Below are 16,021 nucleotides of genomic sequence, written 5' to 3'. Positions count from 1 at the left end.
TAGTGATGATGGCGAAGAGGTCACACCCGTTCCCATACCGAACACGGAAGTTAAGCTCTTCAGCGCCGATGGTAGTTGGGGGTCTCCCCCTGTGAGAGTAGGACGTCGCTGGGCACCAAGAAGTCGTCACCGAGTAATCGGTGGCGGCTTTTTTTTGTATTTATTAGGCTAGATTGTAGTATCACAAAGAAGTGTATTCTTATTCTGAGAAATGGTTGCTTTCACGCTCTTATTGGTCGCTTTGGAATCATCTTAGTCGCTTATATGACTCATTTGGTTGCTTATAGACTCTCCATGGTTGCTCTCACAGGAAAACTAGTCTCCCTTATCCATATTATTACTAAAATCTCTATATAAAATATTGTCACCGAATACTTGAGGACTAAAATTAAAAGATAATCTTGGGATTAATTCTTATTAATATCTTTCTTACAGCAAATGGTTAAAATTACTAAAAAGACTTTGCTTGAACTATAGAGATTCAACTGTTTTACTTTATTATATGGATAAAAATAACTAAAAGAAAAATCGGAATTATTGTTTTATTCTAGGAATCTTGACAGTGTGCTTGAGCGCTGATAACCTTACAATAATATTCATTTAACAGAGGAGGAAATAAGAGAAATGTGGGAGACTAAATTTCAAAAAGAAGGTCTAACGTTTGATGATGTACTACTTGTTCCAGCACAGTCGGAGGTATTGCCAAAAGATGTGAATTTATCTGTTCAATTAACACCAAAGATTAAATTAAATATACCTATCATTAGTGCGGGTATGGACACAGTAACAGAAGCTAAAATGGCTATTGCAATGGCTCGACAAGGTGGATTAGGAATAATTCATAAAAATATGTCCATAGAAGAACAAGCAGAGCAAGTTGAAACAGTTAAACGTTCTGAAAATGGTGTTATAACAGATCCATTCTTCTTAACTCCAACCCATCAAGTCTATGATGCAGAGCATTTAATGGGGAAATATAGAATATCCGGTGTTCCAATTGTAAACAATAAAGAGGAACAAAAGCTTGTTGGAATTATTACAAACCGTGATTTACGTTTTATTCAAGATTATTCATTAATCATTGATGAAGTAATGACAAAAGAACAATTAGTAACTGCACCTGTTGGGACAACTCTTGAAGATGCAGAGAAAATTTTACAACAATATAAAATAGAAAAATTACCTATAGTCGATGAAAATGGAATTCTTAAAGGTTTAATTACTATAAAAGATATTGAAAAAGTGATTGAATTCCCTAATGCAGCAAAAGATCAGCATGGTCGCTTATTAGTAGGTGCGGCTGTTGGTGTTACAAAAGATACAATGATCCGCGTAGAAAAGCTTGTGGAAGCACATGTAGACGTAATCGTTATTGATACAGCTCATGGTCATTCTCAAGGCGTGATGGATACTGTAAAAAGTATTCGTGAAACATACCCGGATTTAGATATTGTAGCTGGAAATGTAGCTACTGGTGAAGCTACTCGTGCTCTTTTTGAAGCAGGAGCAGATGTTGTAAAAGTTGGTATTGGACCTGGTTCTATTTGTACTACTCGTGTTGTAGCAGGTGTTGGCGTTCCTCAGATTACTGCAGTATATGATTGTGCGACTGAGGCTCGTAAGGTTGGAAAATCTATTATTGCTGACGGTGGTATTAAATTCTCTGGAGATATTATTAAAGCACTTGCTGCTGGTGGACATGTTGTCATGTTAGGAAGTTTACTTGCAGGTACGACAGAAAGCCCAGGGGAAACTGAAATTTTCCAAGGAAGACGTTTTAAAGTGTACCGTGGTATGGGTTCTATTGCTGCTATGGAAAAAGGTTCAAAAGACCGTTACTTCCAAGAGGATGCAAAGAAATTAGTACCAGAAGGAATTGAAGGTCGTCTTCCTTACAAAGGTCCACTTTCTGATACTGTACATCAATTGCTTGGTGGAGTAAGAGCTGGTATGGGGTATTGTGGAACGAAAGATTTACAAGACTTACGTGAAAATGCTCAATTCATTCGCATGACTGGAGCAGGATTACGTGAAAGTCATCCACATGATGTGCAAATAACGAAAGAAGCACCTAACTATTCTATTTCTTAAGTAACGTACAAAAGAAACTTTCAGCAGCCATTTAACGTCTTTATCTAGGCAGAATGGGTGCTTTTTTTATGTAAAGTGCTATTAAGCAAAAAAATGTGTTAAAATGGGCAATGATAAAACTATAAGTGGAGGTACAGTAGTGAAGAAAGTTTGGATGACATCAATGATTAAATGGTTAATACTTCCTATGTTTCTTGTATCAGTTGTATGTGGAGCACCGGTAGACACAAAAGCAGAGGATAATTTGAATTTGAATGTTGATGCTGCAATTTTAATTGATGCAGATACAGGTAAAATTTTATATGAGAAAAATTCAGAGTCACCATTAGGTATTGCAAGTATGACTAAAATGATGTCAGAGTATTTGTTATTCGAAGCAATTGAAGAAGGAAAGATTTCGTGGGATCAACAATATTCCGTAACAGATTATACATACAAAATCTCTCAAGACCGTCGTTTAAGTAATGTACCACTTCGCCAAGATGGCAGTTATTCTATTCGTGAACTTTATGAAGCAATGGCTATTTATTCAGCTAATGCAGCTACTATTGCAATTGCAGAGACAATAGCTGGGACAGAAGAGAACTTTGTGAAATTAATGAATGAAAAAGCTGAAGAAATGGGCTTAGAAGGATATAAGTTTGTCAATTCAACTGGACTGAATAATGAAGATTTACAAGGGATGCACCCAGCAAGCACAGGTGCTTCTGATGAAAACGTGATGCCTGCTAAATCAGTTGCCATTCTTGCTTACAAGTTAATGAAAGATTATCCCGAAGTATTAGAAACAACTAAAATTCCTAAAAAAACATTCCGTGAAGGCACTTCTGATGCAATTGAAATGAGTAACTGGAACTGGATGTTACCAGGACTAGTTTATGAATACGAAGGTGTAGACGGATTAAAAACGGGAACAACTGAATTTGCAGGTCATTCCTTTACTGGAACTGCTCAAAAGAATGGAATGCGTGTAATAGCAGTTGTTATGAAAGCTGTAGATGCGAATGGAGCAGGTTCATATAAAGCTCGCTTTGATGCAACAAGAGCATTGTTTGACTATGGATTTGCACAATTTTCTAAGGTAGAAATAGTTCCAGCAGGATACAAAATTCCTAAAAATAAAACATTACCTGTTATAAAAGGTAAAGAAGATTCAGTTGCAATTGCTGTAAAAGATCCAATTTCCATGGTTATTAAAACAAATGAAAAAGACATGTACAAGCCTGTTTTTACACCTGAAAAGAAAACCTTGGAAGCAGACGTTAAAGAAGGTACAGTCGTAGGTAAAGTTCATCTGGAGAAAACAGAAGGATCTGATTACGGCTATATTACAGATAATGCAGCTGAAGTAGAGGTAGTTACTACCGAAGCAGTAGAGCGTGCTAGCTGGATTAGCTTAATGTTCCAAGGTATAGGAAAATTTTTCAGTAATTTATGGAATAGTACTACTGACTTTGTTGGCGGATTATTTTAATATCAAAACACCGTGCGCTTAATTGTGATCACGGTGTTTTTTTATATCCCAAGCATTCATTAAAGCATTTATGGAAGAGGGAATCTCCTCGATATCAATTCCTCCAAATCCTAAAACAATTTTGGGCTCTGCAGAAACATCTTTATCTTCCGTTACATATTCACGAAGGCCATATACACGTATACCCGCATTCTTTGCAAGTAAAACCAGTTCATCTTCTTTTTTAGATGTATGAATGGTTAATAAAATATGCATGCCTGCTTGTTCGCCTGAAATCATAACAGTTGGATTGTATTTAGTAATCGTTTTAGTAACCATTTCCAGTTTTCGCTTATAGATTTTTCTCATTTTATTTAAATGCTTTGCAAAATGACCTGATTCCATGAACTTTGCTAATACATGCTGATCAATTCGGGGAACGGTTGCAGCATAATAAGAAAATTTTTGTTTGTATTGCATAATCAGTGATTCTGGTAACACGGCATATGCGATTCGTAATGATGGCATTAAGGATTTGGAGAACGTACTTAGATAAATTACGCGTTGATTTTGATCAAGCCCTTGTAAGGAAGGTATCGGTTTGCCTGTGTATCTAAACTCGCTGTCGTAGTCATCTTCGATAATATATCTATTCTCTTGTTGATATGCCCAAGATAAAAGCTGGCTACGACGCGTAGCTGAAAGTACAGCACCAGTTGGAAACTGGTGGGAAGGTGTTACATACATGACAGTTGCTTTAGTTTTTTCAAGTTGAGATACAATTACACCATCCATATCTACTGAAATAGGCAATGATTTTTTTCTATCATCTAAAAATAAATGATGGGTTAGTGGATAACCTGGATTTTCAATTCCATAAACAGCTTCTTTGCCTAGCAAACGGATAATTAACGGCATTATTTGCTCTGTTCCGGATCCTAGGATAATTTGTTCCGGTTTACATTTAACTCCTCGTGATTGATATAAATAAGAGGAAATATGTTGTCTTAAAACATAATCACCTTGGGGATGTCCAAGTTGAAGAAAGTCTTTATTTGCCTCACTTATTGTTTCCTTCGTATATTTCCTCCATGTAGTAAAAGGAAAAGATTCTGTATCAATTTTACCGGGAGAAAAATCAATATATAATTGATCAGTGTCGCTTATTTCTTGCGTCATCATTGGCAATTCTTGTTCAATAAGGGCTAATTCTTCTAAGCTTTGTACAAAAAATCCCTTTCTTGCTTCCGAACTGATAAAACCCTCAGCAACAAGCTGACTAAACGCGAATTCAATTGTAGTCTGACTAACAGCCAAATATTCTGCAAGTTTTCTTTTGGAAGGAAGTTTTTCTCCTTCTTCAATTTTCCCTTCAATTATCGCTTCTTTAATCCCGTTGTAAAGTTGTTCGTATAAAGGAGTTTGAGCATCTTTTTCAAGCTGAAACATAAGATAGTCCATTTTTATCCACTTTCTGACCTTATCATTTTAATGTTTTCTGGTACTTTTCAAATGGTCATCTTTTATTATACTAAACTTTATAAAGATAATGGAGGGAAATAATGATGACAACAAATTTAACGGGTACAGAAAGAGTAAAAAGAGGTATGGCTGAAATGCAAAAGGGTGGAGTTATTATGGACGTTATCAATGCAGAGCAAGCGAAAATCGCAGAAGCTGCAGGTGCTGTAGCAGTAATGGCATTAGAACGTGTACCATCTGATATTCGTGCAGCAGGTGGCGTTGCTCGTATGGCAGACCCACGTATTATGGAAGAAGTAATGGGAGCAGTAACAATTCCAGTGATGGCAAAAGCACGTATTGGGCATATTACAGAAGCAAGAATTTTAGAAGCAATGGGTGTCGATTACATAGACGAGTCAGAAGTATTAACTCCTGCAGATGAAGAGTATCACTTACGTAAGAGCGAATTCACAGTACCATTCGTATGTGGATGTAAGGATTTAGGAGAAGCTGCTCGTCGTATTGGAGAAGGAGCTTCTATGCTTCGTACAAAAGGAGAGCCTGGAACAGGGAATATCGTAGAAGCAGTTCGTCACTTACGTAAAGTAAATGCACAAGTACGTAAAATTGTGCATATGAACGAAGATGAATTAATGACAGAGGCAAAAATTTTAGGAGCTCCATTTGATGTTTTATTACAAATTAAACATAATGGTAAATTACCAGTTGTGAACTTTGCAGCTGGTGGAGTAGCCACACCAGCAGATGCAGCTTTAATGATGGAACTTGGAGCTGACGGTGTATTTGTTGGATCAGGTATCTTTAAATCGGAAAATCCTGAGAAATTTGCAAGAGCTATAGTAGAAGCAACAACACATTACCAAGACTACAAATTACTTGTAGAAATTTCAAAAGACTTAGGAATTCCAATGAAGGGAATTGAAATTTCTCGTTTATCTGCACAAGATCGTATGCAAGATAGAGGGTGGTAATATGATAAGGATAGGCGTATTAGCTCTTCAAGGAGCAGTAAGTGAACATATCCGTTCCATAGAAGAATGTGGTGCAGAAGCAGTTGTTGTTAAAAATACTAGTGATTTAGATTTAGTAGATGGATTGATCCTTCCTGGCGGTGAAAGCACAGCAATGCGAAAACTAATTGATCGGTTTGAGATGCTGAAACCTCTTCGACAATTTGCGGCTGCAGGAAAGCCGATGTTTGGAACTTGTGCAGGACTAATATTACTAGCTAAAAATCTAGTTGGGTATGATTTTGCACATATTGGTGTGCTAGATGCAACTGTAGAACGCAACTCTTTCGGTAGGCAAGTGGATAGTTTTGAAACAAAATTAGAAATCAGAGATATTGCAGAAGATTTCCCAGCTGTATTTATACGAGCACCTCATATAGTAGATGTTGGAGAAAATGTTGAGGTACTTGCTCGATTTGAAGGAAGAATCGTTATGGCTAGACAAGGTCATTTGCTTGGGTGCTCCTTTCATCCTGAACTGACAGATGATCATCGAATTACAGCATATTTTACTGGGATGGTAAAGGAAACTCTTGCAAAAACAGTACACCTATAGTAAAGTATGAGTAATTTCATGAATGTAAAAACGATGATAGGAAGTAGTAACAAGTACGTTCTTTAAAGAGAGTCAGCGGGTGGTGTAAGCTGATATTAACACTTGTGAATCCGTCCTTTGAGTTGCGCGGCTGAAAGTAAGTAAGTCGTGTCCGGTTGAAAAAGCCGTTATGGAACAAGTGGATTCAGTTTTTTACTGAATCAATCAGGGTGGCAACGCGGGTATGCTCTCGTCCCTTTTATTTGGGATGAGGGCTTTTTTGTCGTTTTTTACTTTATTCAGCAGCGCATTTTGTCACAGATTTTGTAGAGTAAACGGTGTTAGCGTTCGTCGGGTTCCATGCTATAAATGCTAACTAACTTGGTTCACGTAGGCCAAAGCTTAATTCAAATCTGGACGCAATGCGCCAAGGCAAAATTGATTAAATTAGAGGAGGAAACTGATATGTTAGACGTAAAATTTGTTCGAGATCATTATGAAGAAGTGAAAGTAAAGCTTGCTAAACGAGGGGAAGAGATTTCCGAGTTTGATCAATTCCTACCCTTAGATCAAAAACGTAGAGAATTAATTGCAAAAACAGAAGTTTTAAAAGCAGAGAGAAACGAGTTTTCTCAAAAAATTTCAGAGATGAAACGAAATAAAGAAAATGCAGATGATTTAATTTCTCGTATGCGCGAAGTGGGCGATGAAATTAAAGTACTAGACGATGAGTTACGAGATGTGGAAGAAAAATTTGAATACATGATGATGCGTGTTCCAAATATTCCTCATGATAGTGTACCAATTGGTGATTCTGAAGATGATAATGTCGAAATCCGTAAATGGGGAGAAGTTCCTTCATTCGATTTTGAAACAAAAGCCCATTGGGATATTGCAACAGATTTAAAAATAGTAGATTTTGAAAGAGCAGCAAAAGTAACAGGAAGCCGTTTTGCTTTCTATCGAGGATTAGGTGCAAGACTTGAACGTGCATTGATAAACTTTATGATGGATTTACATGCTGAAGAGCATGGCTATGAAGAAATGCTTCCACCTTACTTAGCAAATCGTGCAAGTTTAACTGGTACAGGGCAACTTCCAAAATTTGAAGAAGATGCATTTTTAATTGGTGAAGAGGATTATTTCTTAATTCCAACAGCAGAAGTGCCAGTAACGAATTTCTATCGTGACGAGATTTTAGATGGAGCAGAACTTCCGCAAGCGTTCACAGCATTCAGTGCTTGTTTCCGTTCAGAGGCTGGATCAGCAGGTCGTGATACTCGTGGATTAATTCGTCAACACCAATTCAATAAAGTAGAGCTTGTCCGTTTTGTTAAACCAGAAGAATCGTATGAACAATTAGAGCTTTTAACCGGGCATGCAGAAAAAGTACTACAACTTTTAGGACTTCCATATCGTGTGCTTCATATGTGTACTGCGGATTTAGGTTTTACTGCAGCGAAAAAATATGATTTAGAGGTGTGGTTACCAAGCTACGGAGAGTATAAAGAAATTTCTTCTTGTAGTAATTTTGAGGATTTCCAAGCTCGTCGTGCAGGTATTCGTTTTAGAAGAGAAGCTGGTGGAAAACCAGAATTTGTACACACATTGAACGGAAGTGGACTTGCACTTGGACGTACTGTAGCAGCTATTTTAGAAAACTATCAGCAAGCTGATGGTACGGTGGTAGTTCCAGAAGTGCTACGTCCATACATGGGTGGAAAATCTGTTATTAAATAATAGTGGAACTTTCACAATGTCTAACGTGAACCAGAATCGCATTTATAAGCTGCGTTTCTGGTTCTTTTTTTTCTCTCGTAAATCGCGAAAAAATTGAGTTAGCAGTGCTCCACATTCTTCTGCTAAAATACCTTCTGTTACTTCACACATATGATTAAACCTATTGTCATTTAAAAGATGATAAAGCGAATCAACACAACCGGCTTTTGCATCTCTAGCACCATATACAACACGGGGGATACGAGATTGTAATATAGCACCTGCACACATAGGGCAAGGCTCCAATGTGACGTATAAGGTTGTTTCCTCTAATCTCCAACTGCCTATTTTTTTACAAGCCTCTTGAATGGCGAGTAGCTCAGCGTGTGTAGTTGCATTTTGAGTAGTTTCTCTCAGGTTAAAAGCCTGGGCAATAACCTCTTCTTTATACACAATGACAGCCCCAATTGGTACTTCACCGATTTCTGCTGCTTTTTTAGCCTCTGCGATAGCTAAATTCATATAGTATTCATCCAATTGGAATCAACCCCTTTTGCATAGTGTAGCATGTTTTATTTACATATTGCATATTCTATTTTGAAGGAGTGATCGATTGATATATGTAGTGAAAAAAGGGGATAGTTTATACTCTATTGCAAAGCAGTTCGGTACAAATACTTCAACGCTTGCCTCTATAAATGAGCTTCCAGATCCAGATGTATTAGTCATAGGTCAAGCGCTAGTTACACCCTCTACACCGAGTCCAGACAGGCCATTTGTTGAATCTAATCTATATGTAGAGTGGTACACCGAAGTTCCATCCGCTCGTGTAATCGAGCAAGTAGAAAAAGCAGCACCAATGTTAACTTATATGATGCCTTTTGCTTATGAGGTGTTGCGTGATGGATCATTGACTTCCATGAATTGGGGGACGCTACAGGAAGTAGCGCAAAGCAACCAGGTAGAATCAGCCATTGTGGTAGCTAATCTTGAAAATGGAGCGTTTAATGCGTCACTAGCACACACTATGTTCACAGATGAACAAGTCAAACAAAGAGTATTTGAGCAAGCTGTAGCTGAAGCAAATAAAAGAGGAACTAAACATATTCATTTAGATATCGAATATATCGCTGCGGAAGACAGAGAAAACTATGTGAATTTCATAAGGGAACTAAAGGAGTTTACTGGTGGGTTTACAATATCCGCAAGTGTTCCTCCTAAGACGAGTGCTGAACAAGCTGGGAAATGGTACGCAGGTTTTGACTATAGAGCACTTGGAGAGGTTTTGGATTTTATTGTAATTATGACCTATGAATGGGGTTACAGTGGAGGACCACCAATGGCAGTTTCCCCAATTGGTCCAGTTCGCGAAGTGTTAGAATATGCAATAACGGAAATTCTTCCTCGGAAAATATTAATGGGTCAAAATTTATATGGGTATGATTGGACACTTCCTTATAAACCAGGAAATCCTTTCGCTAAAGCAGTTAGCCCTCAGCAGGCTATTGAATTAGCAAAGGACCGAAATGCTGCGATTGAATATGACCAAACTGCACAAGCTCCTTTTTTTCATTATTGGAGAGATGGTATAGAGCACGAGGTATGGTTTGAGGATGCACGTTCTATACAGGCAAAGTTTAATCTTTTAAAAGAGTTAGGGCTTTTAGGAATTTCCTATTGGCATAGTGGTTTTGATTTTCCTCAAAATTGGTATTTAATAAACGAAATGTTTCGTGTGAGAAAAAAGTAGAGTAAATTTGCCTTTCTTATAGAAAGGTGGATTTGCTCTGTTTTTCATTTTCCAGCTATGTTAAAATAGAGGGCACGACTTGAAATATTAGAGCGAGGTTAAAGCCATGTCTATTCCATTTATAACGGTAGAGGGTCCTATAGGGGTTGGAAAAACTTCTTTAGCTAAAGCGATTGCTGCCAACTATCAATTTGAATTGCTAAAAGAAATTGTGGATGAAAATCCTTTTTTAGATAAGTTTTATGACAATATTGCGGAGTGGAGCTTCCAAACGGAAATGTTCTTCTTATGCAATCGATATAAACAATTAAGCGATATCGATAAGAATTACCTATCCAAATCTAAAGGAGTTACAGCTGATTACCATATTTTTAAAAATCTAATTTTCGCTAAACGCTCCTTAAATGAAGTAGAATATAAAAAGTATGAATCCATCTACAAAATACTAATAAATGATATGCCTGTCCCAAATATGGTTATTTTTTTGGATGCTAGCTTAGATGTATTAATAGACCGTATTGATTTACGTGGTAGAGATTTTGAAAAAAAGATAAGCTCGGATTATTTGGAGCAACTTGCATCCGATTATCGTGTATTTATATCTGATTTTGAAAAAAAACATCCAGAAGTCCCGGTTCTCCGATTTAACGGAGATGAATTAGATTTTGTTCAAAATGGACAAGACTTGCAAACAATTTTAGATAAAGTAGACGCAACATTAAATACAAGGAGATTTTAAATATGAATTTAAGAGAGAAGTATGGTATCCCTTCTAACGCAGTTATAACGATTGCTGGCACAGTCGGAGTAGGGAAATCTACGATGACAAAAGCACTTGCGGATGCCCTTCATTTTAAAACATCTTTCGAAAAAGTAGATTCAAATCCTTATTTAGATCGTTTTTATAATGATTTTTCAAAATGGAGCTTTCATTTACAAATTTACTTTTTAGCAGAACGTTTTAAAGAGCAGAAGAGAATGTTTGAGTATGGCGGAGGATTTATCCAAGATCGTTCCATTTATGAGGACACTGGAATATTTGCTCAGATGCATAAAGAAAAAGGAACAATGGATCCAGTAGATCACGAAACGTATACTAGTTTGTTTGAAGCAATGGTCATGACACCATATTTCCCACATCCTAATTTACTAATTTATTTAGAAGGTACATTAGATGACATTATCGATCGCATTCATGACCGTGGACGACCAATGGAGCAGCAAACACCAATTGCGTATTGGGAAGAAATGCACGGTCGTTATGAAAAATGGATCGACTCTTTTAATGGCTGCCCCGTACTTCGTTTAAATATTAATGACTATGATATCCTACAAAATCCTGATAGCGTCGAAGCAATTGTAGAAAGAATAGGACTTTTCCTGGAACAAACAGAAGCTTTACGTAAATAAGAAAAACCCTCTTGCGATTATATTGCAAGAGGGTTTTATGCTATAAAAAAAGACAACTAGTTAAAGTTGTCTTTTTAATATTCTGAACAATTTATTTTAAGAAAAATTCGTTACTGATGCAACGAATTCAATCTCAAATTTATGCGTGTGTGTATTTAAAATGGAGGAGGAAGAGGGATTCGAACCCCCGCGCGGTTTGACCCGCCTGTCGGTTTTCAAGACCGATCCCTTCAGCCAGACTTGGGTATTCCTCCGAAGTACAAGAATTAATTTATCATGGATAAAAATCAAAGTCAACATTTTTAACAAAAAAATCATTTCTTTTTTTTTTCGCAAAGACCTTGTTAAATAATAATGTTGTTACCCCTAAGCTTAGATCGTACCAATACCTATTTGCATTTGCGCTTGCCGTACGTCCGCATGAGCCACTATATGCGCTAGCGTATCCTGTTCCTGCGCTATTCGTAGCGTACGGCAAGTGCACGTCCGTGTGGTGGGCATTACTAGATAAAAAGATTTTTTCTTTGAAAAACAACAAAGAAGTTTAACAGAGCCTCAAAAAATAAGGTTATCAAATATAGTTTATTATTTCCATTGATTTTTGTCGCTAAAAAACGTATACTAATCTATGCCGTGCTAGGTGGGAAGGTAGCGGTGTCTTGTAACTCGCAATCCGCTCTAGCGAGACTGAACTCCTTCTCTGAGGTTGAATACATGTAGGGTCTGGTATTTGCACGTGATGTTGACGTTTGGGTCCTGCGCAATGAGTGCCCATGAACCATGTCAGGTCCGGAAGGAAGCAGCATTAAGTGGTGTTTTCTTATGTGCCGCGGGGTAGCCTAAGCCGAGTTAACGACAAGGGTGCCGCTTATGTGTTTCAAGCGAAGGAAGGTGCACGGCATTAATTTTAATATAAATCCACTATTTCTCATTTGTCGTTTAGGCAAATGAGTTTTTTTATGAGAAAAACACTATGTATAATAGGCGAAGTCATAGTTTCTTTATGGTATAATAAAATTATTATTTATCTTACACTTAGAAGGAGGGGAATTTGTTGTCGTATCAAGCTTTTTACCGCGCTTATCGGCCGCAGTCGTTTGGAGAAATGTCTGGCCAAACACATATCAAACAAACACTTCAAAATGCCCTCCTTTACAATAAAACTACACATGCGTATTTATTTTCAGGACCTCGTGGAACAGGGAAGACGAGTGCGGCAAAGATATTCGCAAAGGCTCTGAACTGTGAAAATGGGCCAGGAAAAGAACCTTGTAACACTTGTGAAACATGTAAAAGTATTACGGACGGATCCAATACAGATGTGATTGAATTTGATGCGGCTTCTAACTCTAGAGTAGAAGAAATGCGAGATATTATTGAAAAAGTACGTTTTGCTCCTTCCAACGCTCGTTACAAAGTGTATATTATAGATGAAGTGCATATGCTTTCAACCAGTGCTTTTAATGCTTTATTAAAAACATTAGAAGAACCACCTGCACATGTTGTATTTATCTTGGCAACAACGGAGCCACATAAAATTCCTTTAACAATTATCTCTAGATGTCAGCGATTTGATTTTAAACGAATTACTTCCGTGGACATTGTCTCAAGAATGAAAGAAGTATTAATAGATGCCAATATTGAATATGATGAAAACGTATTAAAAATTATTGCACAAGCAGCGGCCGGTGGTATGCGTGATGCGCTTAGTATGCTCGATCAAGTAGTGTCTTTTAGCGGAGAGAAAATGACAATAGAGGATGCATTACTTGTAACAGGTTCTATTGGTCAGGATGTTTTCTTTCAGTTAGCAAATGCTTTGATTGAAAAGGATGTAGCGAAAGCTTTAAGTTGCGTGGAACAGTTAATAGATGATGGAAAAGATCCAGTTCGCTTAACAGAGGATTTTATAACATTTTATCGTGATTTACTGGTGTTACTTGTTGCGCCAGAACAAACAGAGCTATTAGAAATAGCATCTGGAGATGAATTATTTCGTGAATTAGCTTCTAAATTTCCGGTAGATACGTTGTATAAAAGCATCTCGATCTTAACTAACACGCAACAAGAGATGCGATTTTCTAATCATGCGAAGGTTTATTTAGAAACAGCTATTATACGATTAGCGCAAGTTCCAAGAGATGCGACTAAATCTAATGAAGGTAGCTCTGAGCTTGAACAGAAAATACAACTATTAGAAAGTCAATTGCATCAATTGCAACAACAAATAAGTCAAGGTATCTTGCCACAAGCAAATGCTGTGTCACAAGAACAACCGAAAAGACAACGTCAGAAATCTAACACGGGAGTAAAAGTATCCAGTGGACGTATTCATGAGATATTAAAGACGGCAACAAAGACAGACATACAAGCTATTAAATCTCAATGGGCCGTTATATTGCAACAACTTCAAAAGTCACATGCAGCACTTTTAAATGATGCTGAACCAGTTGCAGCATCATCGAATGCTTTTGTGTTAAAATTCAAATATGATATACATTGTCAAATGGCAATGGAAAATAAAACTTTTTCTTCCTCTTTTCCACAACTCATTTCTAGCTTAACTGGAACGATGTACGAAGTAGTGTATGTACCCGAGGATAAATGGTTGAAGATAAGAGAAGAATTCATTCAACAAAACGGTTTAAAAACAAGTAATACTGAAACAACTGAAGAAACTACATCGCAGCCTAATGAAGCGATGGAGCTGTTAAGCAGTATGGAACAAATATCGGAGGATCCTTTAATTGTGGAGGCCGAGAAATTATTTGGAAAAGAATTTGTAGAAGTACATGATGACTAAGGAGGAATTTTATTATGCGTGGAATGGGTAATATGCAAGGTATGATGAAGCAAATGCAAAAAATGCAAAAGAAAATGGCGGAGGCACAGGAAGAACTGGGGAACCAACGCTTTGAAGCAGTTGCTGGTGGTGGCATGGTAAAGGTTGTTGTTTCTGGACATAAAGAAGTATTAGAAGTGGAACTAGATCCAACTGTAGTGGATCCAGAAGACATAGAAATGTTACAAGACTTATTAGTAATTGCAACAAATGAAGCAATTAAAAAAGCAGAGGAAACAGCGAACTCCACGATGGGTCAATTCACGAAAGGGTTGAACCTCCCTGGTATGTTCTAGGAGGAATATATATGCATTATCCTGAACCAATATCAAAACTAATAGATAGTTTTATGAAATTGCCAGGAATCGGGCCGAAAACAGCGGCTCGCCTGGCATTTTTTGTATTGACAATGAAAGAAGATACCGTTTTAGATTTTGCGAAAGCTTTAGTAGATGCTAAAAGGAATTTAAGTTATTGCTCGGTTTGTGGACATATTACAGATGTGGATCCGTGTCAAATCTGTCAAGACAATCAACGAGACTTATCTATGATTTGTGTAGTCCAAGATCCGAAAGATGTGATAGCGATGGAAAAAATGAGGGATTACAGTGGTCTATACCATGTTCTCCATGGAGCAATTTCTCCAATGGACGGAATTGGTCCTGAAGATATTAACGTTCCCTCGCTTTTAAAGAGATTACAAGATACACGAGTAGAAGAACTTATATTAGCAACAAACCCAACAATTGAGGGAGAAGCGACAGCAATGTATATTTCCCGACTAGTGAAACCTTCTGGTATTAAGACAACAAGAATTGCACATGGATTACCTGTAGGTGGAGATTTAGAGTATGCGGATGAAGTAACTTTATCTAAAGCACTAGAAGGTCGCCGAGAGTTATAAGGGAGTTGTTTTTATAAGATGTTTTTTCAAAAAGAAAAATTAAGAAAAGAATTTGATCTACAATTTGTAAATCTTATGAAACAAACAAAAGAAGAATGGCAACAAGCACAATCTTTAGAAGAATATTTGAATGATTATGATTTAGAGGTAGAAGCGAAAAGGAAAATTGCGGAGAGCATTCATTTCTACTTATATAAAGAAGCTAAAATAAGAAATGTTATTTTGAAATGAGCATGATAGTAGTACTAGCTTCATATGCTAAGAGATAGTTATTTAATGGAGGAGAGATATTTCATGAAGATAGTTATCATTGCATGTTCGCTAGTACTACTTATGTTACTTATGTTTAGGAAGTCCTTTTCAAGTATAATGGAGAGATTTTCGATTTTATTATTTCGCTTAGGATTTTCTGTTTTATTATTATTTGGAGTTCATTTACTTTTAGGTTCATTTGGATATAATATTCCTGTTAACCTCTTTACGGGAGCAGTAGTAGCGGTATTAGGAATTCCTGGTGTAGCCTCTGTAGTAGCCATTTCAATATTTATTTAAATTAATTTATAAAAAGTGTTGACTTTCGTTTTGGAAGAGTGTAATATTGTAGAAGTCGCCAAGAGGTAAACAAATACGGCAGACAAAATGAACATTGAAAACTGAACATGCAAAACGTTAAGACATATAGCTTGATAGACTAGCTTCGGTTAGTCAGATAGCAAACAATTTTGACATCATTTAATGATGATGCCAGCAAAACAAAATGAGCTTTTTAAGTTCTCTATTATGGAGAGTTTGATCCTGGCTCAGGACGAACGCTGGCGGCGT

The 16,021-nt window shown here is 37.1% G+C and carries 15 protein-coding genes, 1 tRNA gene, 1 rRNA gene, 1 other RNA gene and 1 other annotated feature; of the genes, 15 read left to right on the top strand and 3 right to left on the bottom strand.

Annotation, left to right across the window (positions count from 1 at the left end; translation table 11 throughout):
• The 3 genes from rrf to WAX74_RS20560 all read left to right on the top strand — a co-directional run.
• Positions 1-114, top strand: a 5S ribosomal RNA gene (gene rrf, locus WAX74_RS20570); the annotation flags it as partial.
• A gap of 510 nt (positions 115-624) precedes the next feature.
• Positions 625-2,091 (top strand): IMP dehydrogenase, encoded by a 1,467-nt coding sequence (gene guaB / locus WAX74_RS20565; RefSeq protein WP_336499518.1) that lies wholly within the window; start codon positions 625-627, stop codon positions 2,089-2,091.
• Between the two features lie 139 nt (positions 2,092-2,230).
• Positions 2,231-3,565: a serine hydrolase gene (locus tag WAX74_RS20560; RefSeq protein ID WP_413789002.1), complete on the top strand. Its 1,335-nt coding sequence runs from the start codon at positions 2,231-2,233 to the stop codon at positions 3,563-3,565.
• Positions 3,566-3,583: 18 nt separating this feature from the next.
• On the opposite strand, the gene pdxR is transcribed toward WAX74_RS20560, so the two are convergent.
• Positions 3,584-5,005: a MocR-like pyridoxine biosynthesis transcription factor PdxR gene (gene pdxR / locus WAX74_RS20555; protein WP_336499517.1), complete on the bottom strand. Its 1,422-nt coding sequence runs from the start codon at positions 5,003-5,005 to the stop codon at positions 3,584-3,586.
• 104 nt (positions 5,006-5,109) lie between these two features.
• On the opposite strand from pdxR, the gene pdxS reads away from it, so the two are divergent.
• From pdxS to serS, 3 genes are all read left to right on the top strand, one after another.
• Complete coding sequence (pdxS, locus tag WAX74_RS20550) at positions 5,110-6,000, top strand: pyridoxal 5'-phosphate synthase lyase subunit PdxS (protein ID WP_336499519.1); 891 nt, start codon at positions 5,110-5,112, stop codon at positions 5,998-6,000.
• Between the two features lies 1 nt (position 6,001).
• A complete protein-coding gene (gene pdxT / locus WAX74_RS20545; protein WP_336499516.1) occupies positions 6,002-6,595 on the top strand; it encodes a pyridoxal 5'-phosphate synthase glutaminase subunit PdxT in 594 nt (197 codons plus the stop codon).
• A gap of 24 nt (positions 6,596-6,619) precedes the next feature.
• Positions 6,620-6,835, top strand: a binding site (T-box leader).
• Positions 6,836-7,039: 204 nt separating this feature from the next.
• A complete protein-coding gene (gene serS, locus WAX74_RS20540; RefSeq protein WP_336499515.1) occupies positions 7,040-8,314 on the top strand; it encodes a serine--tRNA ligase in 1,275 nt (424 codons plus the stop codon).
• Between the two features lie 42 nt (positions 8,315-8,356).
• Here serS and tadA read toward each other — a convergent pair whose 3' ends face one another.
• A complete protein-coding gene (tadA, locus tag WAX74_RS20535) occupies positions 8,357-8,830 on the bottom strand; it encodes a tRNA adenosine(34) deaminase TadA (RefSeq protein ID WP_336499514.1) in 474 nt (157 codons plus the stop codon).
• Positions 8,831-8,906: 76 nt separating this feature from the next.
• Here tadA and WAX74_RS20530 point away from each other — a divergent pair, with 76 nt between their 5' ends.
• The 3 genes from WAX74_RS20530 (at position 8,907) to WAX74_RS20520 (ending at position 11,453) form a co-directional block, all read left to right on the top strand.
• The gene (locus WAX74_RS20530; RefSeq protein WP_336499513.1) at positions 8,907-10,043 is read left to right on the top strand and encodes a glycosyl hydrolase family 18 protein; all 1,137 of its coding nucleotides are present in this window, start codon (positions 8,907-8,909) and stop codon (positions 10,041-10,043) included.
• Between the two features lie 106 nt (positions 10,044-10,149).
• Positions 10,150-10,782, top strand: coding sequence for a deoxynucleoside kinase (locus tag WAX74_RS20525; RefSeq protein WP_336499512.1), 633 nt, complete (start codon positions 10,150-10,152; stop codon positions 10,780-10,782).
• A 2-nt stretch (positions 10,783-10,784) separates the two neighbouring features.
• Positions 10,785-11,453: a deoxynucleoside kinase gene (locus WAX74_RS20520; RefSeq protein WP_336499511.1), complete on the top strand. Its 669-nt coding sequence runs from the start codon at positions 10,785-10,787 to the stop codon at positions 11,451-11,453.
• 161 nt (positions 11,454-11,614) lie between these two features.
• Here WAX74_RS20520 and WAX74_RS20515 read toward each other — a convergent pair.
• Positions 11,615-11,707, bottom strand: a tRNA-Ser gene (locus WAX74_RS20515).
• Positions 11,708-12,084: 377 nt separating this feature from the next.
• Here WAX74_RS20515 and ffs point away from each other — a divergent pair.
• From ffs to WAX74_RS20485, 6 genes are all read left to right on the top strand, one after another.
• Positions 12,085-12,352: signal recognition particle sRNA large type (gene ffs / locus WAX74_RS20510), an RNA gene on the top strand.
• Positions 12,353-12,507: 155 nt separating this feature from the next.
• Complete coding sequence (gene dnaX / locus WAX74_RS20505; RefSeq protein ID WP_336499510.1) at positions 12,508-14,256, top strand: DNA polymerase III subunit gamma/tau; 1,749 nt, start codon at positions 12,508-12,510, stop codon at positions 14,254-14,256.
• Positions 14,257-14,270: 14 nt separating this feature from the next.
• The gene (locus tag WAX74_RS20500) at positions 14,271-14,591 is read left to right on the top strand and encodes a YbaB/EbfC family nucleoid-associated protein (protein ID WP_336499509.1); all 321 of its coding nucleotides are present in this window, start codon (positions 14,271-14,273) and stop codon (positions 14,589-14,591) included.
• Positions 14,592-14,602: 11 nt separating this feature from the next.
• Positions 14,603-15,199, top strand: a complete 597-nt coding sequence (gene recR / locus WAX74_RS20495; protein ID WP_336499508.1) for a recombination mediator RecR — start codon at positions 14,603-14,605, stop codon at positions 15,197-15,199.
• An 18-nt stretch (positions 15,200-15,217) separates the two neighbouring features.
• The gene (locus WAX74_RS20490) at positions 15,218-15,430 is read left to right on the top strand and encodes a YaaL family protein (RefSeq protein ID WP_336499507.1); all 213 of its coding nucleotides are present in this window, start codon (positions 15,218-15,220) and stop codon (positions 15,428-15,430) included.
• 63 nt (positions 15,431-15,493) lie between these two features.
• Entirely contained in the window at positions 15,494-15,751 is a 258-nt protein-coding gene (locus WAX74_RS20485) for a pro-sigmaK processing inhibitor BofA family protein (RefSeq protein WP_336499506.1), read from the top strand.
• Positions 15,752-16,021: the final 270 nt, after the last annotated feature.

The organism is Psychrobacillus mangrovi (assembly GCF_037104765.1).
Lineage (GTDB): Bacteria > Bacillota > Bacilli > Bacillales_A > Planococcaceae > Psychrobacillus > Psychrobacillus mangrovi.
The sequence above is the reverse complement of the archived record's forward strand: the minus strand, read 5'-3'. Positions and strand labels throughout refer to the sequence as shown.